Origin of the sequence: Streptomyces sp. So13.3 (genome assembly GCF_005860785.2) — a bacterium.
In the GTDB taxonomy this organism is placed as follows: domain Bacteria; phylum Actinomycetota; class Actinomycetes; order Streptomycetales; family Streptomycetaceae; genus Actinacidiphila; species Actinacidiphila fildesensis.
In genome coordinates this window covers 3,509,282-3,536,012 of record NZ_CP048835.1, presented here as the reverse complement: position 1 = coordinate 3,536,012, position 26,731 = coordinate 3,509,282, and the positions used below count along the sequence as shown (strand labels likewise).

The 26,731-nt window shown below is 71.5% G+C and carries 23 protein-coding genes, 1 pseudogene and 1 riboswitch; of the genes and pseudogenes, 13 read left to right on the top strand and 11 right to left on the bottom strand.

Going from position 1 to position 26,731, the window contains the following annotated elements:
* Window positions 1–28 precede the first annotated feature (28 nt).
* A complete protein-coding gene (locus C8250_RS15995) occupies window positions 29–1,030 on the bottom strand; it encodes a peptidoglycan-binding domain-containing protein (protein WP_138357699.1) in 1,002 nt (333 codons plus the stop codon).
* 211 nt (window positions 1,031–1,241) lie between these two features.
* On the opposite strand from C8250_RS15995, the gene C8250_RS15990 reads away from it, so the two are divergent.
* The 6 genes from C8250_RS15990 (at window position 1,242) to C8250_RS15965 (ending at window position 7,712) form a co-directional block, all read left to right on the top strand.
* A complete protein-coding gene (locus C8250_RS15990) occupies window positions 1,242–3,293 on the top strand; it encodes an MFS transporter (RefSeq protein WP_138357698.1) in 2,052 nt (683 codons plus the stop codon).
* 158 nt (window positions 3,294–3,451) lie between these two features.
* On the top strand, window positions 3,452–4,111 hold the full coding sequence (locus C8250_RS15985) for a hypothetical protein (protein ID WP_138357697.1): 660 nt from the start codon (window positions 3,452–3,454) through the stop codon (window positions 4,109–4,111).
* Between the two features lie 111 nt (window positions 4,112–4,222).
* Window positions 4,223–4,810, top strand: a complete 588-nt coding sequence (locus C8250_RS15980; RefSeq protein ID WP_138357696.1) for a hypothetical protein — start codon at window positions 4,223–4,225, stop codon at window positions 4,808–4,810.
* 155 nt (window positions 4,811–4,965) lie between these two features.
* Complete coding sequence (locus tag C8250_RS15975; RefSeq protein WP_138357695.1) at window positions 4,966–6,201, top strand: helix-turn-helix transcriptional regulator; 1,236 nt, start codon at window positions 4,966–4,968, stop codon at window positions 6,199–6,201.
* Between the two features lie 186 nt (window positions 6,202–6,387).
* Window positions 6,388–6,531: a hypothetical protein gene (locus tag C8250_RS15970; protein WP_187144861.1), complete on the top strand. Its 144-nt coding sequence runs from the start codon at window positions 6,388–6,390 to the stop codon at window positions 6,529–6,531.
* A complete protein-coding gene (locus tag C8250_RS15965) occupies window positions 6,528–7,712 on the top strand; it encodes a protein-L-isoaspartate(D-aspartate) O-methyltransferase (protein ID WP_244809158.1) in 1,185 nt (394 codons plus the stop codon). The genes C8250_RS15970 and C8250_RS15965 overlap by 4 nt, the downstream gene beginning before the upstream one ends.
* A 70-nt stretch (window positions 7,713–7,782) precedes the next feature.
* Here C8250_RS15965 and C8250_RS15960 read toward each other — a convergent pair whose 3' ends face one another.
* Both C8250_RS15960 and C8250_RS15955 read right to left on the bottom strand, forming a co-directional pair.
* Complete coding sequence (locus C8250_RS15960; protein ID WP_138357694.1) at window positions 7,783–8,124, bottom strand: antibiotic biosynthesis monooxygenase; 342 nt, start codon at window positions 8,122–8,124, stop codon at window positions 7,783–7,785.
* Between the two features lie 30 nt (window positions 8,125–8,154).
* Window positions 8,155–9,390, bottom strand: coding sequence for a cytochrome P450 (locus tag C8250_RS15955; protein ID WP_138357693.1), 1,236 nt, complete (start codon window positions 9,388–9,390; stop codon window positions 8,155–8,157).
* A gap of 228 nt (window positions 9,391–9,618) precedes the next feature.
* On the opposite strand from C8250_RS15955, the gene C8250_RS15950 reads away from it, so the two are divergent.
* On the top strand, window positions 9,619–10,788 hold the full coding sequence (locus tag C8250_RS15950) for a steroid 3-ketoacyl-CoA thiolase (protein WP_138357692.1): 1,170 nt from the start codon (window positions 9,619–9,621) through the stop codon (window positions 10,786–10,788).
* Between the two features lie 47 nt (window positions 10,789–10,835).
* On the opposite strand, the gene C8250_RS15945 is transcribed toward C8250_RS15950, so the two are convergent.
* The 6 genes from C8250_RS15945 to C8250_RS15920 form a co-directional block, all read right to left on the bottom strand.
* Window positions 10,836–11,702, bottom strand: a complete 867-nt coding sequence (locus C8250_RS15945; protein ID WP_138357691.1) for an ECF transporter S component — start codon at window positions 11,700–11,702, stop codon at window positions 10,836–10,838.
* A complete protein-coding gene (locus tag C8250_RS15940; protein ID WP_138357690.1) occupies window positions 11,699–13,315 on the bottom strand; it encodes an ABC transporter ATP-binding protein in 1,617 nt (538 codons plus the stop codon). The genes C8250_RS15945 and C8250_RS15940 overlap by 4 nt, the downstream gene beginning before the upstream one ends.
* A complete protein-coding gene (locus tag C8250_RS15935) occupies window positions 13,312–14,532 on the bottom strand; it encodes a CbiQ family ECF transporter T component (protein WP_138357689.1) in 1,221 nt (406 codons plus the stop codon). The genes C8250_RS15940 and C8250_RS15935 overlap by 4 nt, the downstream gene beginning before the upstream one ends.
* Window positions 14,529–15,218: an SCO2322 family protein gene (locus C8250_RS15930; RefSeq protein WP_138357688.1), complete on the bottom strand. Its 690-nt coding sequence runs from the start codon at window positions 15,216–15,218 to the stop codon at window positions 14,529–14,531. Before C8250_RS15930 ends, C8250_RS15935 begins: the two co-directional genes overlap by 4 nt.
* Window positions 15,218–16,423 (bottom strand): prenyltransferase/squalene oxidase repeat-containing protein, encoded by a 1,206-nt coding sequence (locus tag C8250_RS15925; protein WP_138357687.1) that lies wholly within the window; start codon window positions 16,421–16,423, stop codon window positions 15,218–15,220. The genes C8250_RS15930 and C8250_RS15925 overlap by 1 nt, the downstream gene beginning before the upstream one ends.
* A 303-nt stretch (window positions 16,424–16,726) precedes the next feature.
* Window positions 16,727–16,854, bottom strand: a riboswitch (cobalamin riboswitch).
* Window positions 16,855–16,919: 65 nt separating this feature from the next.
* The gene (locus C8250_RS15920; protein WP_138357686.1) at window positions 16,920–17,936 is read right to left on the bottom strand and encodes an MBL fold metallo-hydrolase; all 1,017 of its coding nucleotides are present in this window, start codon (window positions 17,934–17,936) and stop codon (window positions 16,920–16,922) included.
* A 102-nt stretch (window positions 17,937–18,038) separates the two neighbouring features.
* On the opposite strand from C8250_RS15920, the gene C8250_RS15915 reads away from it, so the two are divergent.
* The 3 genes and pseudogenes from C8250_RS15915 to C8250_RS44840 all read left to right on the top strand — a co-directional run.
* Window positions 18,039–19,523 (top strand): aldehyde dehydrogenase, encoded by a 1,485-nt coding sequence (locus C8250_RS15915; protein WP_138357685.1) that lies wholly within the window; start codon window positions 18,039–18,041, stop codon window positions 19,521–19,523.
* On the top strand, window positions 19,523–19,756 hold the full coding sequence (locus C8250_RS15910; RefSeq protein ID WP_138357684.1) for a ferredoxin: 234 nt from the start codon (window positions 19,523–19,525) through the stop codon (window positions 19,754–19,756). The genes C8250_RS15915 and C8250_RS15910 overlap by 1 nt, the downstream gene beginning before the upstream one ends.
* A 756-nt stretch (window positions 19,757–20,512) precedes the next feature.
* A pseudogene (locus C8250_RS44840) lies at window positions 20,513–21,571 on the top strand (ABC transporter ATP-binding protein); the annotation flags it as partial.
* A gap of 270 nt (window positions 21,572–21,841) precedes the next feature.
* Here C8250_RS44840 and C8250_RS15900 read toward each other — a convergent pair.
* Complete coding sequence (locus tag C8250_RS15900; protein ID WP_164296714.1) at window positions 21,842–22,417, bottom strand: response regulator transcription factor; 576 nt, start codon at window positions 22,415–22,417, stop codon at window positions 21,842–21,844.
* Window positions 22,418–22,695: 278 nt separating this feature from the next.
* A complete protein-coding gene (locus tag C8250_RS15895; protein ID WP_138357682.1) occupies window positions 22,696–23,319 on the bottom strand; it encodes a TetR family transcriptional regulator in 624 nt (207 codons plus the stop codon).
* A 234-nt stretch (window positions 23,320–23,553) separates the two neighbouring features.
* Here C8250_RS15895 and C8250_RS15890 point away from each other — a divergent pair, with 234 nt between their 5' ends.
* The 3 genes from C8250_RS15890 to C8250_RS15880 are packed head-to-tail and all read left to right on the top strand — an operon-like array spanning window position 23,554 to window position 26,686.
* Window positions 23,554–24,843, top strand: coding sequence for a glycosyltransferase family 4 protein (locus tag C8250_RS15890; RefSeq protein WP_138357681.1), 1,290 nt, complete (start codon window positions 23,554–23,556; stop codon window positions 24,841–24,843).
* Window positions 24,837–25,580, top strand: coding sequence for a class I SAM-dependent methyltransferase (locus C8250_RS15885; RefSeq protein WP_138357680.1), 744 nt, complete (start codon window positions 24,837–24,839; stop codon window positions 25,578–25,580). The genes C8250_RS15890 and C8250_RS15885 overlap by 7 nt, the downstream gene beginning before the upstream one ends.
* The gene (locus C8250_RS15880; RefSeq protein ID WP_138357679.1) at window positions 25,577–26,686 is read left to right on the top strand and encodes a prenyltransferase; all 1,110 of its coding nucleotides are present in this window, start codon (window positions 25,577–25,579) and stop codon (window positions 26,684–26,686) included. The genes C8250_RS15885 and C8250_RS15880 overlap by 4 nt, the downstream gene beginning before the upstream one ends.
* Window positions 26,687–26,731 lie beyond the last annotated feature (45 nt).

Sequence of the window (26,731 nt, the reverse complement as noted above, 5' to 3'; positions counted from 1 at the left end):
CGCCACGCCACGATCCTCGCAGACGCGGCTACCAGGAGGTCTGCCCCTCCAGCGCGGTCCGGGTCGCCGGGCCGTAGACACCCTCGGGATCGCTGGTGATCCCCATCCAGAACTGGAACGTCGCGACGGCGTCCCTGACCCCCGTGTCGAAGACGCCGTCCGCGCTGCCCATGTAGACGTAGGCGCGGCGCAGCCGCTGCTGGAGGTCCCTGACCTGGGTGCCGGTGTCACCCATGTGCAGCGCCGGCGTCGCGAGCGTCGGGTGGTTCGTGGGAGCGGGAGTGCTGCTCGGGGTCGCGTCGGGGCCGGGCACCACCGGGTCGCCCACCGGGGAAGGGGGCGCGGACGGGGTCGCCGACACCGGGGCGACGGTGGCCGGTGGAGTCGTCACCGGGGTGGACGGGGCACGGTGGGTCGCCGTCGGCGAGGCCGTGGGCGCCTTCCCATGGGCGGCGGTCGGTGCCACGGCGGCCATCGCGTCGCTGGTGGGCAGGACGACGTCGGGGACGCTGCTGCTGTTGTCGGGCAGGGCCCGCTCCGGCCGGTCGGGCGTGCTCAGCAGCTGGTTGGCGACGGCGACCGCGCCGGCGGCCATCGCCGTGGCGGCCACGGTGGCAGCCGCGACGACCAGGCCCCGTCTGCGGCGGCGGGGGCGGCGGCGCCGGCCGCCACGGTGCTGACCCGGGCCCTCGGCGTCGCTCCAGTCGGAGTGGCCGGTGCGGTCCAGCAGCAGCCCTGACTCATGGGGGCCCGCAGCGGACAGGTCTGCCGGATGTCCGGGACCGTCCTCGGCCGGGTATGCGAGAGCATCGTCCGCCGGGTATTCGAAGCCGTCGTAGGTGGCCGGGAACATCCCCACGTCGGTGGCGGCCGGGCGGTACGCGGCCGTCCCGATCAGCGGCTTGACCGTCGACTCGGCGGGCCCGGTGCCCGGCTCCGCCACGTATGGCCGAACGCGCAGCGGGTGGAAGCCTTCCGTCGCCGCGAGCGCGATCTGCCGTTCGGCCGACCGGGCCGCGGCCGTGGCCACACCCGGCTCCGGTCCCTCTTCCCCCTCCGGCGCCACTGGGCTCCCCTCCCACAAACGGTCCTCGGATACCTCAAGACGCAGTGATTATGCCGCCGCGGGCATGCCGTGCCCAGGTCTGTCCAGCACGACCGGGGGTCCATAGAGCGCGAAACCGGAGCGAATAGTGTGAATATTGATTCGCGATCAAGCGGCGCGACGCGAGGAGCACGGCATGGCGCAGGAGACCACGGCCCCGACCGGACCGCCGACCGCCCCCGGCGAGATCCAGGACCGGCGATCGGTGCGCATCGCGATCAGCGCCCTCGCCCTCGGCATGCTGCTGGCCGCGCTGGACCAGACGATCGTGTCCACCGCCCTGCCGACCATCGTCAGTGACCTGGGCGGGATCGAGCACCTGTCCTGGGTCGTCACCGCGTATCTGCTCGCCTCGACGGCCGCCACCCCGCTATGGGGCAAGCTCGGCGACATGTACGGCCGGAAGAAACTCTTCCAGACCGTCATCGTGATCTTCCTGATCGGCTCCGCGCTGTGCGGTATCTCGCAGAACATGCCGCAGCTGATCGCCTTCCGCGCCCTCCAGGGCCTGGGCGGCGGCGGTCTGATGGTGCTGTCGATGGCGATCGTCGGCGACATCGTGCCGCCCCGCGAGCGGGGCCGCTACCAGGGCGTGTTCGGTGCGGTGTTCGGCGCGAGCAGCGTCCTCGGGCCGCTGCTGGGCGGGGTGTTCACCGAGCAGCTCTCCTGGCGCTGGGTGTTCTACATCAACCTGCCGATCGGCGTCGTCGCGCTGGCCGTCATCGCGGCCGTGCTGCACATCCCGGTACGCCGCACCACGCACCGCATCGACTATCTGGGCATGGCGCTGGTCGCCGCCGCCGCGACCAGCCTGGTGCTGGTGACCTCGCTCGGCGGCACGACCTGGCCCTGGAGCTCGCCGAAGATCATCGGGCTGACGGTGCTCGGCCTGGTCCTGGTGGCCGTGTTCATCGTCGTCGAGCGCCGTGCGGTGGAACCGGTGCTGCCGCTGCGGCTGTTCCGGATCCGCACCTTCTGGCTCGTCTCGGTGATCTCCTTCGTCATCGGCTTCGCGATGTTCGGCGCGATGACGTACCTGCCGACGTTCCTGCAGGTCGTCCACGGCTTCTCACCGACGCTGTCCGGTGTGCACATGATCCCGATGGTGATCGGCCTGCTGGTGTCCTCCACCGGCTCCGGGCAGATCGTCAGCCGCACCGGTCACTACAAGATCTTCCCGATCCTCGGCACCGGGATCACGGCCATCGGCCTCCTGCTGCTGCACCAGCTCGACGAGTTCACCAGCACCTGGGTGATGAGCCTGTACTTCCTGATCTTCGGCCTCGGCCTGGGCCTGGTCATGCAGGTGCTGATCCTGGCCGTGCAGAACTCCGTCGGCTACGAGGACCTGGGCGCCGCCACCTCCGGCGCGACGTTCTTCCGTTCCATCGGCGCCTCCTTCGGCGTCTCGATCTTCGGCACGGTCTTCGCCAACCAGCTCAACAGCAAGATCGAGGTCCTGGTCGCGAACACGCCGCTGCCGCCCGGCTTCGACCCGTCGCTGATCTCCTCCGACCCGCGCGCCGTGGAGTCCCTGCCGGCCGCGATCCACGGGCCGGTGGTGCACGCGTACTCCGAGTCGATCACCACCGTGTTCCTGTGGGCGGTGCCGGTCACCCTGATCGCGTTCGTGCTGGCCTGGTTCCTCAAGGAACAGCCGCTGCGCGGTTCCGTGACGGTGCCGGACGCCAGCGAGACCCTGGGCACCAACCCGGTGGAACGGTCCTCGATCGAGGAGATCGCCCGCGGGCTGTCGGTGCTCGGCAGCCGGGAGGCGCGCCGCGACCTGTATGTGCGGATCACCAAGCTGGCCGACCTCGACATCCATCCGGCGTCCAGCTGGCTGCTGTTGCGGATGGCCAAGGGCGGCGAGACCGACCCGGTGGAGCTGGCCCGGCGCACCACCGTGCCCGCCGACGTCATCGAGGAGGCGGCCGTGGAGGTCGAGACCCGCGGACTGGCCGTGCGGGACGGCAATCCGCTGGTCCTCACCGACAGCGGCCGGGCGATGGCCGCGCAACTCGGCGTGGCCCGGCGGACCGTCCTCGGCGAGCTGCTCGGCGACTGGGACCCGGAGCGGCACGCGGAGCTCGCGGCGCTGTTGACGAAGCTCAGCGGCGACCTGTGCGGCGGCGACACCGACCGCCTGGAGAAGGGGCGCCCGGCGACCGGCGGCGCCACGGCCTGACGCTCCCGGCCCCCGGGCCCCGACGCCCGCCCGGCCCTCGCCGGGCGGGTGTTCGACGTTTGGGCACCCGCTTTCGGGCAAGCCGATCGATGAGCCGGCAACGAAGCACACCCTGTCCGTCGACCCGTAGAAGACCCGCAGAAACGGGAGGCATTCCCATGTCCACTGGCGTGATCATCGCCATCGTCGTGGTCGTCATCGTTCTGGCCGCCGCTCTCACGACCGTGCTGCTCCGGCCGGGAGGGATGGGCGGCAGGAGCCTGCACCGCCGCTTCGGGCCCGAGTACGACCGGGTCCTGCGCCGCCATGACGGCGACACCAAGGCCACCGAGAAGGAGCTCTCCGAACGGCTGAGCCGGCACGGGGACATCACCACCCGTCCGCTGCCGACGCAGGCCCGCGAGGAGTACACGGCCCGCTGGGCCGCCGTGCAGGAGCACTTCATCGACTCGCCCGCGAAGGCGCTCGGCGAGGCCGACACGCTGATCGGGGACCTGGTCCGCGACCGCGGCTTCCCGGACGCGAAGTCCGGCGAGCACTTCGACGCGCTGTCCGTGCACCACGCCCGTCATCTGCAGGGCTACCGCGACGCCCATGAGATCGCCGGGCGGCGGGGCGGCGACGACGGCACCTCCACCGAGGAGATGCGGGAGGCGCTCGTCCGGGCCCGCGCGATGTTCGAGGAGCTCGTCCGGGCCGACACGAACCGCGCGCCGTCGAACCGCGACGCGGACCCCGACCGCCCCGACGAGCCGGCCGCGGTGAAGCCGCACGGCAGCGGATCGCGCCTCGGAGTGCTCGGCCGCCGGCAGAACTGACGGACCACCGCCGGTATCCACCGCACCGCAGGACCGGGGCCGTCAGCCCCTGCCATGAGCCATGAGCCATGAGTCGTGAGTCATCAACGAAGTGTCAGGAGTGCAGGGACGATGAACGAAGGCCAGGACCAGACCCGCGAGAGCGCCGTACCCGACCGGAACCCCGCCCAGAGCCCCGACGAGCCGCCGCGCCCGCCGCGCATGGCCGATCCGCGCAAGGACGAGGCCACCGCGGCACGCACGAGCGAGGCCCCCCGTACGAGCGAGGCCAAGCGGGTAACCGAACCCACGCGTACGACCGAACCCACCCGTACGACCGAGGCCCCGCGTACGACCGACGCCTCGCGCACCAGCGACGCGACGCGCACGAGCGACGCCGCCCGCGCAGGCGAGGGCGCCGGACTCCGCACCACCGAGACCCACAGCGCCCGCCACAGCGGGCCCGCGGGCGCCGGTGACGGGCTGGAGGAGCGGTTGCAGCATGCGATGGGCGCGTTCGTGGACGAGCCGCGCAAGTCCGTCGAGGAGGCCGACGCCGTCCTCGAGCAGGTCGCCCGGCAGCTCACCGAGAAGCTCGCGGAGCGCCGCAGGACCCTCCGGTCGACCTGGCAGAACGACGACGCCAAGGCCGACACGGAGGAACTGCGCGTGGCGCTGACGCACTACCGCGATCTGACGCAGCAGCTCCTCAGCATCTGAAGCGGCCGACCGGGCAGCCGGGCGCACAGCTGCGAGAGCAGCTGGGACGCGGGGCCTCGTTTGCCGCGGGCTTCACCCTTGGAGCCCCTCCGGATCACCCCGGAGGGGCTCTTCGCCTTCGGTCAAGCGGCGTACGCTGAACGGGAGGTGATTCGATGTCATCGCTGCGAGAGAACGTGCGCACCCATCGCCGCCGGACGGGCATGAGCCAGGAGCAACTCGGCGAAGCGGCCGGTCTGTCGGTGGGTGTGGTGCGCAAGGTCGAGCAGGGCGGCAACGTCCAGGTCGAGACCATTCACCTGCTCGCGAGGGCGCTGGGCACCACTACGTCCAGCCTCTTCGCCACCGGGTCGCCGGAGCCTGTTCGTGCGAACCCGGGCGACGGCCCGAAGCTGATGGAGCTGCGCCGAGCGCTCATGCCGCCCATCGGGCTGTCGGAAGTGCTCACCGCACCTGATCAGACCCCCAACCCCGCGACCATCCAGCGAGACATCGACGACTCGCACAGCCTTTACCAGGCGGACCGCTATGACTCGGTTGCCAAGAAACTGCCCGCCATCCTGCGTTCCGCCGAGGCCGCGGTCGTGCTCGCCGAGGACGAGGAGGCCCGCCGGCGGGCCATCGTCCTGCGCGCGAGCTCCTTCCTGCTCGCCGGCAAGTACCTGACGCAGGTACGGCGGTACGACATGGCCTATCACGCACTCTCCCAGGGCATCCGGGACGCCAGGGAGGCCGGACAGACGCTGATTGCCGCTACAGGCGTCGTAGGCATGGGCTGGCTGCTCCTGCGCCAGGACCGGTTCGACGAAGCCGAGCGCTTGGCGACCGTCACGGCTGAGGAGATCGAACCGCGGATCTCCAGTGCGACACCAGGTGAGTTGGCGGTGTGGGGTGAGCTGCTCCAGCGCGTCGCCTCGGCCGCGATGCGCAACAACCGCCCGGATGTGGCCAAGGAAGCGCGGCGCATGACCGCGACAGCTGCGAGCGCGCTGGATGTCGAGCACGTCGACTTCCGGGAGCATTGGACCACCTTCGGGCCGGTGACCGCCGAGGCGAAGGCGATTGAGGACCTCTCCCTGATCGGGGACGCCCGAGGGGTGCTCCGCCGGGCTGACGAAGGCCCCGTGGGAGCAAAGGCGCTGAAGCGGTTCGGCCGGCCGAGTGCGAACAACTGGGACCGACACCGACTCGACGTCGCGAGGGCCCACGCGAAGCTGGGATCACATCAGGACGCGATGGATGAGCTCAACGCGATCCTCCGCAGCTCGCCGGAGTGGTTGAAGCATCAGTCCATGGCGCGGTACATCATGGAGGACATCCTGTCGCACCGAAAGCGGACGCTGACCACAGACATGCGGGACATGGCCGCTCACCTGGGCGTAACCGGGTAACTACTACGCGGTGTGGCACTTCCCGTCGATCCGCCGGAGAAGCACCACGCTACGTGTCTGTTGCATCTCTCTGTGTAGCCATAACTTCGTACTCGCGGCGCAGGACCAGCAGGCCGGAAGCGGAATCAGCGAACTGGCCAAGGGGCTGGAGCATTTGCACCGGCAGAGCGAACGAAGGAGCGACGCATGACGAGTCTGTGGGCCACCGCCCCCACCTGGGGCGGGGACGATGACAAGGACAAGCACCCGGGTACCCCCTGGACCCCGCCGAAGGACCCGCCCAGCCCTGACGGGGGAACCCCGCCCGGCGATGGGAAGCACAAGAGGTGACGCTCAACTCCGCGCAGGTGGAGCGCCCCAGCCGCAAGGAGCTGGGGCGCGTCCTCCTGGAGACGCAATCGATGACGTCGGACTGGGCGCCGACCTTCGCGGCGGTGGACCGGGCCGCGTTCCTGCCGGATCTGATGTGGCCGTTCGACATGGAGCGGGGGACCAGCGTCTGCGTGGACCGCAGAACGGACCCCGGCACCTGGTACGCCGCGGCGGACAGCGACATTCCCATCGTGACCCAGTGGGATGACGGGAAGCACACCGGCACGGCGCCAGGCGATGTATCCACCAGTTCCTCGTCCATGCCCTCTGTCGTCTACGAGATGCTCCTGGACCTGGACCTGGACGCGGGCATGAAGGCGCTCGACGTGGGCACCGGCACGGGCGAGACGGCCGGTGCACTGACGCACCGTCTTCGCGGTGAGAACGTCACCACGATCGAGGTGGACCGCGTCGTGTCCGCACGTGCCCGTGAACGGCTGTGCGCAGCAGGTCTGTACCCGGTGGTGGTCATGGGCGATGGGTTCGCCGGATGCGCGGAGCGGGGCCCGTACGACCGCATTCTGGCTACCGTCGGACTCCGGGAGATTCCTGGTGCCTGGATCGAGCAGACCCGTCCGGGCGGACTCGTCGTCGCCCCGTGGGGGACGCACTTCTCCAACGCGGATGCCGTGGTCCGTCTGGTGGTGAAGGACGGCAAGGCGATGGGGAACTTCACGCGCCCCGTGGAATTCATGAAGCTCCGAGCTCAGCGGTTGTCCCGCCCTGACCACGACGACTACCTCGCCACGGGCTCGATGAATGACGCCGACACGTCCAGTACGACGATCACTGAAGCCGAGTTCGTCACCGGTCGATACACCGCCGCCCGGTTCGCCCTCGGCCTTCGCGTGCCCGACTGCTCGCAGGCCGTGGCCGACAAACGTGACGGCGCGCGGCCCGTCTGGTTCTACGGGCTGAGCGACAGATCCTGGGCGTGCGTCATGTTCCGGGACGCGGAGAAAGAGGCGCGCGTCTGGCAGTCGGGTCCGCGCCGGCTGTGGGACGAAACGGAAGCGGCATACCGGTGGTGGGTGGCGCAGGGCGGCCCTGAGCACACACGGTTCGGGCTCACCGTCACGCAGGAGGGCGAGAGCGCCTGGCTCGACGACCCCTCGCAGTTGGTACGGCCGAGGGACTGACGCTCGGCCGGCGGAACGAAGGACGCTCCCCAGCCGTCAAGGCCGGGGAGGGCGGCCGGGAAACGCGTGGTCAGCTCTTGGGAGCCGTCTGCTGGACGACCTCGAACGACCACAGGGCGGAGTCCGAAGCGGCCGGTTTGGGCCGCTCGGCTCCGCCCTCGCCCGTGCCCGCACCACCGCCGTGCGCGCCCGGACCGCGCATCGAGGTGGACATCCAGTTCTTGAAGTCCTCCTCGCTGCGCCAGCGCGTGTACACGAGGTACTGGTCGGTGCCTTCGACCGGGCGCAGCAGCTCGAACCACTCGAAGCCGTCGGAGTTCTCGACGGAGCCGGCACGCGCCGCGAACCGCTTCTCCAGCGTCTCGCGCATCTCCGCCGAAACGGTCAGGGCATTGATCTTCACGATGCTCATGACCTCATCCTGCCGTATGCGCCGGCCGGCTCAGCCCTCGTAGCTGACCTGCATCTCCTTGACGCCGTTGATCCAGGCGGAGCGCAGCCGGCGGGGGTCTCCGACCAGCTTGATGTCGGGCATCGCGTCGGCGATGGCGTTGAACATGAGGTCGATCTCCATGATCGCCAGGTTCTTGCCCATGCAGTAGTGCGGGCCGCCGCCGCCGAACCCCAGGTGCAGATTGGGTTCGCGGGTGATGTCGAAGCGCTCGGGGTGGTCGAAGACCTCGGGGTCGTGGTTGGCGGAGGCGTAGAACATGCCGACGCGCTGGCCCTTCTTGATCTCCTGGCCGCCCAGCACGGTGTCCCGGGTGGCGGTGCGCTGGAAGGACGTGACGGGGGTCGCCCAGCGGACGATCTCCTCGGCGGCGGTGCTCGGCCGCGTCTCCTTGTAGAGCTCCCACTGCTCGGGATGGGTGAGGAAGGCGTGCATGCCGTGGGTGATGGCGTTGCGCGTCGTCTCGTTCCCGGCGACGGACAGCACGAGGACGAAGAAGCCGAACTCGTCCGTGCTGAGGTTGCCTTCGTCCTCGGCTGCGACGAGTTGGCTGACGATGTCCTTGACCGGACACTCCTTGCGGGCGGCGGCGAGGTTCATGGCGTACGAGATCAGCTCCATGGCCGACTCGGCGCCCACCTCCTCGGTGATGGCCAGCTCGGGGTCGTCGTAGGCGATCATCTTGTTCGACCAGTCGAAGATCTTGGTTCGGTCGTCCTGCGGGATGCCGATCAGCTCGGCGATGGCCTGCAGCGGGAGTTCGGACGCGACCTCGGTGACGAAGTTGCCCGTCCGCCGGCCGCGCGCCTCGGCGACGATGCGGTGGGCGCGGTCGCGGAGGGTCTGTTCCATCTGGCGGATCGCGCGCGGAGTGAAGCCCCGCTGGACGATCTGCCGGACGCGGGTCAGCTCGGGCGGATCCATGTTGAGCATGATCAGCCGCTGCATCTCGATCTGTTCGCGGGTGATGTGCTCGTTGAAGCGGATGACCGCGGTGTTGAGGAACGACGAGTAGACGTCGGGGTTGAGCGAGACCTCTTTGACGTCGGCGTGCCGGGTGACGACCCAGTACCCCTCGTCCTCGAACCCGGCGGCATTGAGGGGCTGTTCGTTCCACCACACGGGGGCGGTCTGCCGCAGCTGCGCGAGTTCGGGGAGCGGTACCCGCTGCTCGTACACGTCCGGGTCTGTGAAGTCGAAGCCTTCGGGAAGCGCTGGGCAGGGCATCGGCCACTCCATGTCTGACGGTCCATCAGATATGGCTCGAAGGTAGTAACCAGTTCTACAAGTGGCAAGGGGAATGACCGTGTGGATTGGGTGCGGGCCCATGGAGGCTTGTGCACGAGTCTTGCGCGCCGCGCTCCATGGGTAATAAGACTGCAGACAGAACTAGTACGCGTTCTAGTTCTGCCGGAGGCGCCGGGACGCCGACCGGTCGAGGAGAGGACGAGATTCATGGCCGCTGAACCCGTCATCGTCGAAGCTGTACGCACGCCCATCGGCAAGCGCGGAGGCGCGCTCGCCAATCTGCACCCCGCCTACCTGCTGGGTGAGACGTACCGCGAACTGCTCGGCAGGACCGGGATCCAGCCGGACGCCGTCGAACAGGTCGTCGGCGGCACCGTCACCCACGCCGGCGAGCAGTCGATGAACCCCGCACGCAACGCCTGGCTCGCCATGGGACTTCCGTACGAGACCGCCGCGACCACCGTGGACTGTCAGTGCGGTTCCTCGCAACAGGCCAACCACATGGTCGCGAACATGGTGGCCGCCGGAGTGATCGACATCGGCATTGGCTGCGGGGTGGAGGCGATGTCCCGGGTGCCGCTCGGCAGCGGTTCCAAGCACGGGCCGGGCAAACCGTTCCCCGACGAGTGGAACGTCGATCTGCCCAACCAGTTCGAGGCCGCCGAGCGGATCGCCCGGCGGCGCGGGCTGACCCGGGAGGACGTCGACCGGCTCGGCCTCATCTCGCAGGAGCGGGCCGCCCGGGCCTGGGCGGAGGAGCGGTACAAGCGCGAGACGTTCGCGGTGCAGGTCCCCACCAACGAGGAGGAGCAGCAGGCCGGTCAGGGCATGTGGCGGCTGGTCGACCGCGACCAGGGCATGCGGGACACCACCATGGAGGGCCTGGCCAAGCTGAAGCCGGTCATGCCGACCGCCGTGCACACCGCGGGCAACTCCTCGCAGATCTCCGACGGCGCCGCGGCCGTCATGTGGGCCTCCAAGCGCATGGCGCGGGCGCTCAAGCTCCGCCCCCGCGCCCGGATCGTCGCCCAGGCACTCGTCGGCTCCGACCCGCACTACCACCTGGACGGCCCGGTCGACGCGACCCGCGCGGTGCTCGGCAAGGCCGGGATGACGCTCAAGGACATCGACCTCATCGAGATCAACGAGGCGTTCGCGTCCGTCGTGCTGTCCTGGGCGCAGGTCTTCGACCAGGACCTGGAGAAGGTCAACGTCAACGGCGGCGCGATAGCCCTCGGTCATCCGGTGGGGTCGACGGGGGCGCGGCTGATCGTGACGGCGTTGCACGAGCTGGAGCGCACGGACAAGGAGTTCGCGCTGATCACGATGTGCGCGGGCGGTGCGCTGGCGACGGGCACGATCATCCAGCGGCTGTAGCCGGGGCTCCGCCCCGGGCCCCGGTCCTCAAGCGCCGGACGGCTGCATCAGCCGTCCGGCGCTTGAAAACTGGTCGGCACCTCGAACGCGGCGCGGCGCGTGGCTCGGCGTAGCGCCTTGAGGATCGTCGCGCCGAGGGTGAGCGTGAGGATTGCGGTGACGGCGGCGCGTGGGAGGTCCCAGCCGAGCGAGGTGGCGAGGCAGTACGCGACGAAACGGCTGAGGTTGTCGAGGACCGGGTCGCCGCCGACGTAGGAGATCCCGGAGGAGAGCCCTCCGATGGTCACCCAGCCCTGCAGATTCATGACCGTGCCGTAGAAGATCGACGAGAAGACGCCGTACGCCGCGAGCATCGCGAGCTCGCCGCGGCCGCGCAGCGTGTCGGGGCGGGGCAGCAGGCCCGCGCCCATGGCGACCCAGCCCATCGAGAGCATCTGGAACGGCATCCACGGTCCGACGCCGCCGGTGAGCAGCGCGGAGGCGAACATCGACACGGCTCCCAGTACGAAGCCGAATCCGGGGCCGAGCACCCGTCCCGACAGCACCATCAGGAAGAACATCGGCTCGATGCCGGCCGTGCCGGCGCCCAGCGGGCGCAGGGCGGCCCCGACGGCGGCCAGTACGCCGAGCATGGCGATCGACTTGGCGTCCATCCCGCCGTCCGCGATCGTCGCGATCACCACGGCGATCAGCATCGGCAGCAGCGCGGCGAACAGCCAGGGGGCGTCCTTGCTGTGGGCGAGCCCGGTGCCGGGGTCGGCGAGCAGCGGCCAGCCGAACAGGGCGATGCCGATCGCGGAGATCAGGGCCAGCGCGACGACGGAGCGCGGACCGAGCCGGATGGGACGTACCTGGCGGTCGGCGCGCGGTCGCGGCCCGGGAGACGTTTCGGGAGGCGTTCCGGGAGGCGTCATGACGACTCCTCCAGGGCCAGCGCGACCTGCGGGACCGTCAGCCAGGGGAGCGGCGCGAGGATCTTGGAGACCTGGGGGGCGAAGGCGGGGGAGGAGACCACGACCTCGGCGGTCGGGCCGTCCGCGACCACCTCGCCGTCGGCCAGGATCACCACCCGGTGGGCGAGTTCGGCGGCCAGTTCGACGTCGTGCGTGGCCAGTACGATCGCATGGCCGTCGGCCGCCAGTGCCCGCAGGAGCGCGATCAGCCGGCCCTTGGCGGCGTAGTCGAGGCCGCGGGTCGGCTCGTCGAGCAGCAGCAGCGGCGGCCGGGCGGCCAGGACGACGGACAGCGCCAGTGCCAGCCGCTGGCCCTCGGAGAGATCACGGGGATGGGTCTCGTCGAGGACGCCCGGCAGGAGTGCGGTGACCAGCGCGCGGCAGGTGCCGGGCGCGGCGTGCGCGTCCTGGTCGGCGGCCGCGCACTCGCCGGCCACGGTGTCCGCGTAGAGCAGGTCCCGCGGCTCCTGCGGTACCAGGCCCACCTGCCGGATCAGCTCGCCCGGCTTCGTTCTGGACGGGACCAGGCCGCCGACGGTCACCGTGCCGGAGGCGGCGGTGTGCAGGCCCACGAGCGTGGACAGCAGTGTCGACTTGCCCGCTCCGTTGCGGCCCATCAGCGCGACGGTCTCGCCCGGCCGGACGGTCAGCGACACCTGGCGCAGCGCCTCGGTCCTGCCCCGGCGGACGGAGAGCCGGTCGAGCACCGCCACCGGTGCGGCCGCGGCCGGCAGCACGGGCGCGGCCGGGGGAGTACGGTCCGCCAGCCGCTCACGCAGCGGTCCGGCCTTCCGGCGCGCGTCGCGTACCGACAGCGGCAGCGGCGACCAGCCCGCGAGGCGGCCCAGCGCCACCACCGGCGGGTGGACGGGGGAGAGCGCCATGATGTCGGCGGGCGCGCCCTGCAGCGGGGCGGCGCCGGGGGCGGGCAGCAGGATCACCTGGTCCGCGTACTGCACGACGCGCTCCAGCCGGTGCTCCGCCATCAGCACCGTCGTCCCCAGGTCATGGACCAGCCGCTGCAGCACGGCCAGCACCTCCTCGGCCGCGCCGGGGTCCAGCGCGGACGTCGGCTCGTCCAGCACCAGCACCTTGGGGTGGACGGTGAGCACCGAGCCGATGGCGACGCGCTGCTGCTGGCCGCCGGAGAGCGTGGCGATCGGCCGGTCCCGCAGTTCGGCCAGGCCCAGCAGGTCGAGGGTCTCCTCGACGCGGCGGCGCATGGTGGCGGGCGCCAGGCCCAGCGACTCCATGCCGTAGGCGAGTTCGTCCTCGACGGTGTCGGTGACGAAGTGCGACAGCGGATCCTGGCCGACGGTGCCGACGACATCGGCGAGTTCGCGCGGCTTGTGCGTCCGGGTGTCACGGCCCGCCACCGTGACCCGGCCGGACAGGACCCCGCCGGTGAAGTGCGGCACCAGACCGGACACCGCGCCCAGCAGAGTCGACTTACCGACTCCGGACGGCCCGACGAGCAGGCACAGTTCGCCCTCGGGGACGGTGAGGTCCACTCCGGCGACGGCGGGCTCTGCGGCGTTGTCGTACCGGACGGACACCTGCTCGAAGCGGATCACGTGCGGTCCTCCTTCGAGTTCGGCTTCGGGATGACGCGCCGGGTCGGGATCACGCGCGGGGCCGGGACGACCTGCGGGGCGGGGGACACCGGGGTGGGCCGGGGCAGCGCCGGGGGCGGTGCGACGAACGCCGGCAGCAGCCCGATCAGGATCGAGAGCGCGGGCCACAGGGGCAGCGTGGGTGCGGTGAGCGGGATCGTCGGCGGGGCCAGCGCCAGCGGATCGTGCGAGGCCGCATAGATCATCAGCGCCGCCACCGCGATCCCGGAGCCCGAGACCAGCCAGGCCCGCGCGCCCCACCGGTCGGGCCGGTAGCGGCTGCGGATCGACCGCCGGCCGCCGAGCCGCAGCCCCGCCAGCGCCGAGACCAGCCCGAGCAGCAGCACGGGCACGCCGTACCCGGCGCCGGACGCGGACAGCAGCGCGTACGTCCCCGCGCACACGCCGAGCAGCCCGCCCAGCGTCAGCGCGGCCGTCGTCCGGCGTATCCCGGCCGGCACGTCGGCGGACCGGCCGTAGCCGCGCGCGTCCATCGCGGCGGCCAGCGCCACCGACCGTTCCAGCGCCCCTTCCAGAACCGGCAGTCCGACCTGCAGCAGCGCCCGCACCCCGCGGTCGTCGCGGCCCCGCAGCCGGCGGGCGGCGCGCAGCCGCTGCACATCGGTGACGAGGTTCGGAGCGAAGGTCATCGCCACGACGACCGCGACACCCGCCTCGTACAGCGCGCCCGGCAGCGACTTGAGCAGCCGGGCCGGGTTGGCGAGCGCGTTCGCCGCGCCCACGCAGACCAGCAGGGTGGCCAGCTTCATGCCGTCGTACAGCGCGAACAGCAGACCCTCCGCGGTCACCTTCCCGCCCAGCCTGACCCCCCGCGCCCAGTCGGGCAGCGGGACCTCGGGCAGCCGGAAGAGCACGTAGGTCCCCGGGATCGGCGAGCCGAGCAGGACCGCGAAGCCCAGCCGGATCGCCAGCACCACCAGGCCCAGCTTCAGGAACGCCCCGTAGGACTTCGCCCAGGGCGCGTCCGTGCGGCGGGCGGCGACCACATAGCCCGCGACCGCGACCAGCAGCAGGAGCAGCAGCGGATTGGTGGTCCTGGACGCCGCCGTCGCCAGCCCCAGCGCCCACAACCACCACGCCCCGGCGTGCAGCGCGGTCGACCGGGTGGCGACGGCGGCCCCGCGGCCGGCGGTGTTCCGGCGTAGCCCGGTGTTCATCCGCGCCGGCGGCGGGCCTGCCAGAGGGCCGCCCCGCCGAGGGCGAGGACGGCGGCGATGCCGGCGAACACACCGACCGAGGGACCCCCGCCGTCACCGCCGCCATCGCCCGACGCCTGTGGCGCGGGTGTCTTCGACGCCGATGCCGTGCCGGAGCCGCCCGAGCCGTCGGCCACCGGCTCCCCGCAGCCCGTCTTCGGGTAGCCGGCGATGGCGCACACCATGCCCGCGGAGTTGTAGCGCAGCGGTTTGGCGACGGCGGCGAGCGCGTCGGCGCCCGTCGCGTCGCCCGGGACCTGGGCGCACGCGGTACGGGGCGCGGGCGGTGCCGCACCGCCGCCCGCGTCGGCGGCGGTGCCGAAGTCCAGCACGAGGGCGATGCGCTTGGTGCCGCCCTTGGGCGGGGTGCCCGTGCAGATCGCGGCGAACGACGTGGCGCCGGGGACGTCACGCGGCTTCGAGGAGTCCTGGGCCTCGGCGCTGGCCGCGAAGCGCCAGCCCTCCACGGACCCGTCGGCGGGCCGGTCCAGCGCGGGACCGGTCTGCGCGTACGTCCAGGTGTCGCCTGAACGCTGCCAGAACGACCAGTAGCGGTACGCGGCGGCCTGTGCGGGCAGGGCGGAGACGGCGAGCAGCGCGCCGAGCGCCAGCAGGACGGCGAGGACCCGCAGCCGGGGGCGCGGCATCAGCCCTGCTTCTTCTTGCGGCCGCTGACGAGGAAGCCGACGCCGATGCTGGCGACGAAGAAGACCCCGACGATCCACCAGGTGGCGGAGGAGGACTTGCCGTCCTTCTTCTCGGTCTTGTCGGACGGCGACGGGCTCGCGCTCGCCGCGGCGGCCGGCTTCGGGCCGAGGTTGGTCAGCTGCTGGACGAGGTCCGCGCCGCCGGCGCTGCGCGGGTCGTTGCCCGTCGCGTGGGCGGCGAGGACCAGCTGGGAGAGGGCGGCGGGGTTGCCCTTCGACCAGACGGCGGAGTTCTTCGCGAGCCAGTCGTACGACGTCTTCGCGGTGTCGAGGTTGCCGCCCGCGGCCAGCGCGACCACGGCGTCGGCGGTGGTGCCGTAGTCCGGCGTCGGCTTGTCCGCGCCCGGGGTGACGGCGGTCAGGTGCGCGCCGCCCGCGGTGAGCTGCGCGGTCAGGTACGCGGCGCCGGCCGAGGCCGAACCGGCCGCGTCGAGCGTCTTGAAGGCGTCCGGCGACGCACAGTCCGGGGCCTTCGCGGCCGTGTTCGCGGTCGGCGCGGTGACGACGAAGCCCGCACCGCGGGCGCCGCGCACCGCGTCGGCGGTGGCCTTGGCGTTCACGGTGAGCTTGCCGTTCATCGGGTAGCCGAAGGCGCCGCGGTCGGCGGCCTTGGCGTCACAGCCGAACTGGAAGGCCTTGAGGCTGTCCTGCGACGCCTTCACGTCCTGCTTGACGGCCGCCAGCGCGCCGATCACGACAGCCGTGGAGTCCGGGTCGGAGGCGCCGCCGGGGTTGTACGACCAGCCGCCGTCCTTGTTGCGCACCGAGGTCAGCCAGTCGGTGGCCTTCTTCACCACGGCGTCCTTGCCGCCCAGCGCGGTGAGCGCCTGCACGGCGATGCCCGTCGCGTTGGTGTCCTCCGTCTTGGCGTCGCAGGCCTTCGCCGGGTCGGCCCGGTACGACGGGAAGCCGCCGTCCGCGCACTGCTGACCGGTCAGCCAGGTGACAGCGCTGTCGGCCGGCCGCACCCCGGCGGTGTCCAGCGCCAGCAGCGCGTACGACTGCCGCCACACCCCGTCGTACGTCGGGTCCCCGGTGCCGTAGAGACCCGGCGGCAGCGGGGTGTCGGCGGAGGCTGCGGGCACCGCGGCCATACCGAGCACGGTGGCGGCGGCGAGCGCGGCGGCGCTGCGACGGAGGTTCATGAGGGGTTGATGCCTTTCGCTGAGCGGGTGCGTGGCCGGGCGCACCGCTGCGAGCCCGCGCACTGCGCGGGGCACCGGGCTCCGGCTCCTTGCGACCTGGGGAGACATAGGGAGCGGGCTCGCGACGCCCGGCGGCCGCGCCTCCGGCGTTGTCGTCGGTCGACGACGCTCCGCGTCGCCTTCCTCCTCCGCCTTGGATGCGCAGCCGCATGACGCCGCTCGCTGATCCGCTCCCTATGTCTCCCCAGGTCGCTACCTCGACGGTGCCGGTCGCCGCCGATACGTCGCCGCATCTGCCGGACCGGGAGCCGCTCCCGTCCGCGCGGGTACTCCGACTCGCCGCCCCTGCCCTGGGGGACGGCTCACGGTTGCGGGTCAGTGCCGGATTCGCGCCGGCTTCCCCCGCTCGGACGTGGATGGAATTGTCCCGAACATCGTATGCCCTGCGGGTGCCGCTCCCGGTCCCGGCCCGCCCGCGCCCCGGCCGCCCGTGCTGTCAGACCGCCTGGTAGGTGACCGGGTCGGAGCCGGGCACGGCCTCGGCGCGGCCGGCCTTCACCAGCCGCCGCAGATGGGCCTCGGCCTCGGAGACGGCGATGTTGCGGGAGCCGAACGGGATCTGCTCCCAGGGGCGGTTCCACTCCATCACCTCGGCGAGCTGCCAGGGGGTGCGCGGTGCGTCACTGATCAGCGCCGCCAGCCCGGCGAGCCGCTCCTCGTGGTGGTCGAGCAGCTCCCGCACCCGGCCGGCCGCGTCCTTGAACGCGTACTGGTGGGCGGGCAGCACCTCGTCGGGGTTCAGCCGGCCGATGCGCTCCAGGCTCGCCAGGTAGTCGCCGAGCGGATCGGTCTCGACCTCGTCGTCGGGGTCCTCGTACAGCCCGATGTGCGGGGAGATCCCCGGCAGCAGATGGTCACCGGAGAACAGCCGCCGGCTCTCCTCCAGGAACAGGCAGACGTGCCCGGGGGTGTGGCCGGGCGTCCAGATGGCGCGCAGCCGCCGGCCGGCGAGGTCCACGAGCTCGCCGGGTTCGATGTCGCGGTCCGGGAGCGCGGGCCGCAGCCCCGGCAGGGTGCTCATCCGCCCCGATTCGCGGGCGGCGCGCAGCGGGGCGATGTGCTCCTCGGGGGCGCCGGCGGCGGTGAGTTTGGCCGTCATGAAGGTCAGCCAGCGGGCCGGCTCGGCGGACCGGGTGCGGCGCACCACGTCCGCGTCGGCGGAGTGCATCGCGATCCAGGCGCCGGACACCTCGCGGACCTGCGCGGACAGCCCGTGGTGGTCGGGGTGGTGGTGGGTGATCAGGACACCGTGCACCTCGGCGACGGAGGTGCCCGCCTCGACGAGCCCGGCCTCCAGCGCGGCGTACGAGTCCGGATCGTCCCAGCCGGTGTCGATCAGTACGGGACCGCGGTCGGTGTCCAGGAGATGGACGAGCGTGTGGCCGAGGGGGTTGTCGGGGATCGGGACCGGGATGCTCCAGACCCCTCCGCCGTGGTCGGTCACGCGCACCATCTGGTCCCCTCTCGCCGACGAAGTCATTGCCCACTATAACTAGAACTGGTATCAGTTCTGAAACAGCGTCAGGTATGGGCCGACCCGCAGGAGGCACCAGTAATGACCGACCTCATCGAACACGGACAGCTGTTCATCGGCGGGGAGTTGGTGGACCCGCTCGGCAGCGGGACCATCGAGGTCATCTCCCCGCACACCGAGCAGGTCATCGGGCGGGTGCCGCACGCCTCCCGCGCCGACGTGGACCGCGCGGTCGCCACGGCCCGCAAGGCGTTCGACGAGGGTCCGTGGCCGCGGATGACCCTCGACGAGCGGATCGCCGTCGTCACCCGCATCAAGGACGCCATCGCCGTCCGGTACGACGAGATAGGCCGTCTCATCAGCTCGGAGAACGGCTCCCCCTACTCGTGGAGCATCCTCGCCCAGTCGCTCGGCGCGATGATGGTGTGGGACGCGGCGATCACCGTCGCCCGCGACTTCCCCTACGAGGAGCACCGCACCGGCGTCCTCGGCCCGATCCTGGTCCGCCGTGAGCCCGTCGGGGTCGTCGCGGCCGTGGTGCCGTGGAACGTCCCGCAGTTCACCGCCGCCGCCAAGCTCGCGCCCGCGCTGCTCACCGGCTGCACCGTCGTGCTGAAGCCGTCGCCGGAGACCCCGCTCGACGCGTATGTGCTGGCCGAGATCACCAAGGAGGCCGGGCTGCCCGACGGCGTGCTGTCCGTCGTGGCGGCCGACCGCGAGGTCAGCGAGTACCTGGTCGGCCACCCCGGCGTCGACAAGGTCTCGTTCACCGGCTCGGTCGGGGCCGGCCGGCGGGTGATGGAGGTCGCGTCCCGCAACCTCACCCGCGTCACGCTGGAACTGGGCGGCAAGTCCGCCGCCGTCATCCTCCCGGACGTGGACCTGGACACCGCCGTCCCCGGCATCACCTCGGCCGCCTGGATGAACAACGGCCAGGCGTGCGTGGCCCAGACCCGGATCCTGGCGCCGCGCTCCCGCTACGACGAGATCGCCGAGCGCTTCGCGGCGGCCGCCTCCGCGCTGGTCGTCGGCGACCCGCTCGACCCGGCCACCGAGGTCGGCCCGCTGGTCGCCAAGCGCCAGCAGCAGCGCTCGTTCGACTACATCAAGATCGGTCAGGAGGAGGGCGCGAAGGTCCTGACCGGCGGCGGCCGGCCGGCCGGTCTTGACACCGGCTGGTACGTGGAGCCGACGCTCTTCGGCGATGTCAGCAACTCCATGCGGATCGCCCGCGAGGAGATCTTCGGCCCGGTCATCTGTCTGCTCCCGTACGACGACGAGGCCGAGGCGCTGCGGATCGCCAACGACTCCGACTTCGGGCTGTCCGGCAGCGTCTGGACCGCCGACGTCGAGCACGGCATCGACATCGCCCGCCAGGTCCGCACCGGCACGTACTCGGTGAACACCTTCAGCCTCGACATGCTCGGCCCGTTCGGCGGCTACAAGAACTCCGGCGTGGGCCGGGAGTTCGGCCCCGAGGGCTTCGGCGAGTACCTGGAGCACAAGATGATCCACCTGCCGGCCGGATACCAGGCGCCGGCCGGTACGGCGGGGGCGGAGGGCTGATGGGCGACCGCTGGCACATCGAGGTGGACCGCACGGTCTGCATCGGCTCCGGCATGTGCGTCAACGCGGCCCCGGACGGCTTCACCCTCGACGGCGCCCGGCAGTCCCACCCCGCCGCCGCCGAGTCCGACGCCTCGGAACAGGTGCTGGCGGCGGCCGAAGGGTGCCCGGTGGAGGCGATCACGCTCACCCTGCTCGCCACCGGCGAGCCGGTCTTCCCGCCCGAGGAGTAACGGAACAGCTGTCCCGCCGCAGGTCAGGGACACCTCCTGACCTGCGGCTGCGCACCCGTGCATTACGCACATATGCGTTCTGCACGGGTGTTTCGTTACGGACGCGACTGTTCCCCGTTTCGGCCACGTGAAAATCTCAGCACCTCGAGGCCGGAGGGGGAGGTCATGGACAAGCGGTACGAGGTCTTCTGCCTAGTCGACAGGTATTTCTAAGGGACCCCGGACCGCTTGTCCACGGGCTCCGGTCCCGACAAGGGATCCGGTGCGTCGCTCTACGAGCCGGCCCAGCGCCCGGTTCCCGAGGGCTGGCGCACCGGACGCTCCGGTGACTGGCTGCACTTCACGCCGGTGGACGGCACCGGCGTCCCCAGACCCGGATCGCCCCCGCAGGGGTGGAAGATCCACGTCTCCGCGTGTCTGGAAAACGCCGAGAAGACCATCGCGAAGGTCTGGGACCACTGCGTCCCGCGCGGCATACCGTTCAAGTTCGTACCCGGCCCCTACTCCCTGCACCTGCGCAACTCCAAGTACGCGGGGCTGGCCGCGCTGGCCGTGGCGGCGGGCGCGTTCGGGACCGGCCGGGTCTACCGCGCGGTCGCGGCCCTGGTGGAACCGCTGCGCGACGGCCTGGTGCGGCGGGTGGTGGCCCGCGGCCTGGACGACGCCGTACGCGACCCGCACGGCGCGGACACCGCGGTCGTCTCGCGGCTGACCCAACAGGTCGAGATCGCCCGCGACACGTTCGCCGGTCTGGTGATGGTGTCGCGGTCGTTCCTGTTCACCGTCGCGGGCGCCCTCATCGGGCTGCTCTCGCTGGCACCCGTCCTGCTGCTCGTCGTCGTACCGCCGCTGTTCGTGGGGCTCGGGCTCTTCTGCCTGACGCTCCGGCCGATGAACCGCCGCCAGGCGGCCTTCCTCACCGCGAACGAGGACGTGGCCGAGAGCCTGGGCGCGATGGCCGCCGGACTCCGCGACATCGCCGCCTGCGGCGCGGAGGAGCGGATGACGGCGGAGGCCGCGCAGCGGGGCGACACCGAATTCCGCGCGTCACGGGTCCTCGCCCGCTGGGGAGTGCTGCGCGCGCTGGCCCTGGGCGTCGGCGGCCGGCTCCCCGTCGTCCTGCTGCTCGCCTCGGCGCCGTGGCTGCTGGGCAGAGGGGTGACCGCGGGCGCGCTGGTCGGCGCCCTCGCCTACCTCACCCAGTCGCTGCTGCCCGCACTGCAGGCCCTGACCCAGGGGCTGGGCACGGCCGGCTCGCGCTTCGTCGTCGTCCTCGGCCGCCTGGTACCGCAGACCGCCGCACCGGACCCGGAGGACGGAGCGCCCGTCGGGGATGCGCCCGTGCCTGCCCCCACGGATGTACCCACCGCCCCCGCCGTGGAGTTGCGCGGTGTCACCTTCGCCTACGGGGAACTGGCCGAGCCGGTGGTCCGGGAGCTGGACCTCGTGGTGCCGCGCGGCTGCCATCTGGCGGTCGTCGGGCCGAGCGGGATCGGCAAGTCGACCCTCGCGGGGCTCATCGGGGGGCTGCTGCACCCGGGTGCGGGTGTGGTGGAACTCGGTGGCCGGCCGCTGCGGGAGCAGCCGGCCACCGAACTGCCGGGGATGCGGGTGCTGATCCCGCAGGAGGCGTACGTCTTCGCCGGAAGCGTCCGCGACAACCTGTCCTACCTGTGCCCGGGTCCCGAGCCGGTCCCCGACAGCCGGCTGTGCGCGGCGGCCGGGGCCGTCGGGATGTCGGAACTGCTGGACCGGATGGGCGGGTTGGACGGCATCGCCGAGCCGGGCACGTTGTCCCAGGGGGAGCGGCAGCTGCTGGCGCTGACCCGCGCGTATCTGTCGCCCGCGCCGCTGGTGCTGCTGGACGAGGCGACCTGCTATCTCGACCCGGCGGCGGAGGCCCGTGCGGAACGGGCCTTCGCGCTCCGCCCCGGCGGCGGAGCGCTGATCGTGATCGCGCACCGCATCAGCTCGGCGCGGCGCGCGGACCAGGTGCTGGTCATGGACGGCACGCATACGGTCTGCGGCGGCCACGAGGAGCTCCTGGAGCGGTCCGCGCTCTACCGGGACCTGGTCGGGAACTGGTCAGAGCCAGCCGGCCACCCGGGATATTCGTATGGCGTCGACCCGGTTCCGGGCGCCCGTCTTGCGGGTGATCGCGGCCATGTAGTTGCGCACGGTGCCGTTGCACAGGTGCAGGACGCGGGCGATCTCGCCGATGGACGCGCCCTCGGCGGCGAGTGACAGCACGCTCAACTCGCGGGGGGTCAGCGGAATGTCGGCGGCCTGCAGGAAATCAAAAGCGAGCGAATTGTCGACGAAACGTTCCCCCGTAGCGACTCTCCTGATCCCACGGACCAGTTCCTCCGGCGGTGCGTCCTTGTTGACGAACCCCAGCGCACGCGCCTGCGACGCGCGGCGCAGCAGACCCGGGCGGCTCGCGGTGGCCAGGACGAGCAGGGCACATTCCTGGCCGACCGCGTAGTCCTGTAACTCCGTCAGTTGGGCCACGTTGCCGTGTTCGGCACCAGGACACTCGACGTCGACCACACACACTTGAGGCCGTAACGACCGAGCGCGTCTCGGTGCGTTGCGCCATGGCGTGGCCACCACCTCGATGTCGTGTTCCCTGCCCAGCAGCGCCGCGAGCGCGGATCGCATCAGCCATGTGTCATGTACTAGTAAAACCCGGATCACATTTGCCCCTTCGAGAACCCCGTGGACCGGACCGTGCGAGCAACCCCATTCGTACCCGCGAAGTCGTCAGGGATGGCCCCGCAATCCGGCCAAGGAGATGCACGGAGGCGCATTCCGTGCGCCCATGTGCCCCCCGCACGCTGGGAATGTGCGTGCGACAGGGGCCACCTGGGGGTGCCTCCGGCACATCCCACCGGCCGGTATCGCCAGGTCCCGGGCGTGCCGTTCCTGAGGCGCCTTTTTCAGCCGCGCCGCTCCGGCGCCGTCAGGTCGATCAGCCGGCACACGGTTTCGATGTCTATCTTCACCTGCGCGATGGAGGCGCGGCCGGAGAGCCAGGTCACCAGGGCCGAGTGCCAGGTGTGCTCGATCACCCGGACCGCGGAGAGCTGGTCGGCGGTGGGCGGGCCGTCCAGGCCCATCGCGTCCAGGATGATCGCGGTGGTGAGCCGGGAGACGGTGTCGACCTCGGGGCTCACGGAACGGTCGGCGAACGTCAGGGCGCGCACCATCGCGTCGGCCAGATGCGGTTCGCGCTGCATCGCGCGGAAGGCGCGCATCAGCGTCTCGGCGACCCGGTCGGCCGGCTCGGCGGTGACCGGCGGACGCTTGCGCAGCGTCTCGTGCATCTGGCCGAGCTGGTCCTGCATGGTGGCGACCAGCAGATGGATCTTGGACGGGAAGTAGCGGTAGAGCGTGCCGAGCGCGACGCCCGAGTTCTCGGCGACCTCACGCATCTGCACCGCGTCGAAACCGCCGCGGCAGGCGAGCTGCGCGCTGGCGTGCAGGATGCGACGGCGGCGCGCCTCCTGACGTTCGGTCAGCAGGGGCGACGACGGAGTCGGCGGCTTGGGTTCTGTTGTCATATGTCCCATTCCGTGACATTCCATCCGTAATCCGCGGTCACCGTGGCACTGCGTTGCATGATGGCAGGACAGATGTCGTGGTGCGAATCACCTGGTCCGCCTCATTCGGGGCCGTGCCGCTGCCGGTAGATTCGGTTCTGAACGTTCGAGTCTGAAACTTGTTCTAGATTAGCGCGACCGGTTACGCTCCGGCGGAAGTGAGTGAGAAGGGGGCCGGGAGTGACCGTTGAGGCCATGCCACTACGGATCGCGCTGCTCACCTACAAGGGGAACCCCTTCTGCGGGGGCCAGGGCGTCTACGTACGCCATCTCTCCCGTGAGCTCGCCCGGCTCGGCCACACCGTCGAGGTGATCGGCGCCCAGCCCTATCCGGTGCTCGACGCCGTCGGTGCCGGAGTGACCCTCACCGAGCTGCCCAGCCTGGACCTGTACCGGCAGCCGGACCCGTTCCGCAATCCCCGGCTCGGCGAGTACCGCGACTGGATCGACGCGGTCGAGGTCGGCACGATGTGGACCGGTGGCTTCCCCGAGCCGCTGACGTTCTCGCTGCGCGCCCGGCGCCACCTGGCGGCCCGGCGCGGCGAGTTCGACGTGATCCACGACAACCAGACGCTCGGCTACGGGCTGCTCGGGCTCGGCACCCCGCTGGTCACCACGATCCACCACCCGATCACCGTCGACCGGCGGCTGGACCTGGCCGCGGCGCCCGACTGGAAGCGCCGGCTGTCGGTGCGCCGCTGGTACGGCTTCACCCAGATGCAGAAGCGCGTCGCGCGCCGGCTGCCGTCCGTGCTGACCGTCTCCGGCTCCTCCCGCGCCGAGATCGTGGAGGACCTGGGGGTGCGGGAGGACCGCGTCCACGTCGTCCACATCGGCGCCGACACCCGGCTCTTCTCGCCGGACGCCTCGGTGCCCGAGATCCCCGGCCGCATCGTCACCACCTCCAGCGCCGATGTGCCGCTGAAGGGCCTGGTCCACCTCGTCGAAGCGCTCGCCAAGCTCCGCGCGGAGCGACCCGACGCGCATCTCGTCGTCGTCGGCAAGCGCGCCGAGGACGGGCCGGTCGCCGCCGCCATCACCCGGTTCGGCCTCGAAGGCGCCATCGACTTCGTCAAGGGCATCACCGACGCCGAACTCGTCGACCTCATCCGCGGTGCCGAGGTCGCCTGCGTTCCCTCGCTCTACGAAGGCTTCTCGCTGCCCGCCGCCGAGGCGATGGCCACCGGCACCCCGCTGGTCGCCACCACCGGAGGCGCGATCCCCGAGGTCGCCGGGACCGACGGCGAGACCTGTCTCGCCGTACCGCCCGGTGACGCCGGCGCGCTCGCCACCGCCCTGGGCCGGCTGCTCGGGGACGCGGACCTCCGGCGCCGCCTCGGCGTGGCCGGCCGGCAGCGCGTCCTCAGCCGCTTCACCTGGGAACAGGCCGCCATCGGCACGGCCGAGCACTACCGAGCGGCGATCGCCGCCCAGTCCGCCGCCCCCGCCCCGACCCACCGGACGAAAGCAGAGGCTCCGTGCTGACCGTCGACTTCTCCCGTTTCCCGCTCGCCCCTGGCGACCGGGTCCTCGACCTGGGCTGCGGCGCCGGAAGGCACGCCTTCGAGTGCTACCGGCGCGGCGCCAATGTCGTCGCCCTGGACCGCAACGGCGACGAGATCCGCGAGGTCGCCAAGTGGTTCGCGGCGATGAAGGCGGAGGGCGAGGCCCCGGCCGGCGCGTCCGCCGTCGCGATGGAGGGTGACGCGCTCCAACTGCCGTTCCCCGACGACAGCTTCGACGTCGTGATCATCTCCGAGGTCATGGAGCACATCCCGGACGACAAGGGCGTACTCGCCGAGATGGTGCGGGTGCTGCGGCCCGGCGGCCGGATAGCGATCACGGTGCCGCGCTTCGGCCCGGAGAAGATCTGCTGGGCGCTCTCCGACGCCTACCACGAGGTCGAGGGCGGCCACATCCGCATCTACCGGGGCGACGAACTGCTCGGCAAGATGCGCGAGGCCGGCCTCCAGCCCTACGGCACCCACCACGCACACGGACTGCACTCCCCGTACTGGTGGATCAAGTGCGCCGTCGGCGTCGACAACGACAAGGCCCTGCCGGTGAAGCTGTACCACAAGCTCCTGGTCTGGGACATCATGAAGAAGCCGCTGGCCACCAAGGTCGCCGAGCAGGCCCTCAACCCGCTGATCGGCAAGAGCTTCGTGGCCTACGCCACCAAGCCGCACACCCCCGTGCTGGATGCGCGGGTGGACGCGTGACGAGTCCGGGGCGCACCGAACACCTCGTCCTGCCCGGAGTCCTCACCGCCGAGCAGGCCGAACTGACCGTGGCCGGCATCTCCGCGATCCAGCGGGCCGACGGCGCCATACCGTGGTTCACCGGCGGGCACCTCGACCCGTGGGACCACGTCGAGGCGGCCATGGCTCTGGACGCGGCGGGCGAACACGGCCGCGCCGAGGCCGCGTACCGCTGGCTCGCCGACCGGCAGAACACCGACGGCTCCTGGTACGCGTCCTACTCGTACGCCGGAGACGTACCCGGCGCGGACGCGGCCGTCGCGCCGGGCGAGCCCCTCGACCGGACCCGCGAGACCAACTTCGTCGCGTACGTGGCCGTGGGCATCTGGCACCACTACCTGTCCACGGGCGACGACGCCTTCCTGGAACGGCTGTGGCCGACCCTCTACGCCGCCGTGGAGTTCGTGCTCGCGCTCCAGCTGCCCGGCGGCCAGATCGCCTGGAAGCGCGACGACGACGGCGGCTTCCCCGAAGAGGCGCTGCTCACCGGCTCGTCCTCGATCTACCAGGCGCTGCGCTGCGCGCTGGCCGTCGCGGACTACCGCGAGGAGCCGCAGCCCGACTGGGAGCTGGCGACCGGCCTGCTCGGCCACGCCGTGCTGCACCACCCCGAGCGCTTCCTCGACAAGGGGCGCTTCTCCATGGACTGGTACTACCCGGTCCTCGGTACCGCGCTGCGTGGCCCGGCCGCCAAGGAACGCATCGAGGCGCTCTGGGAGACCTTCGTGGTGCCCGGCCTCGGGGTCCGCTGCGTCTCGGACCGGCCCTGGGTCACCGGCGGGGAGAGCGCGGAACTCGCCCTCGCCCTGTGGGCGATGGGCGAGTCCGACCGCGCTGTGGAGATCCTCGCCGACATCCAGCACCTGCGCACCGGGGACGACGGGATGTACTGGACGGGCTACGTCTACGACGACGACGCCGTCTGGCCGGAGGAACGTACTTCCTGGACGGCCGGCGCACTGCTGCTCGCGGTGGCCGCGCTCGGGGGGGACGAGGCGACCACCGCGGTCTTCGGGGGCGAGCGGCTCCCGATCGGCCTGGCTCCGGACGACGCGGGCTGCTGCTAGGACCGTACGGCCGTGCTGTCAGGAGACCTTGCCGCCAGGGCGTGG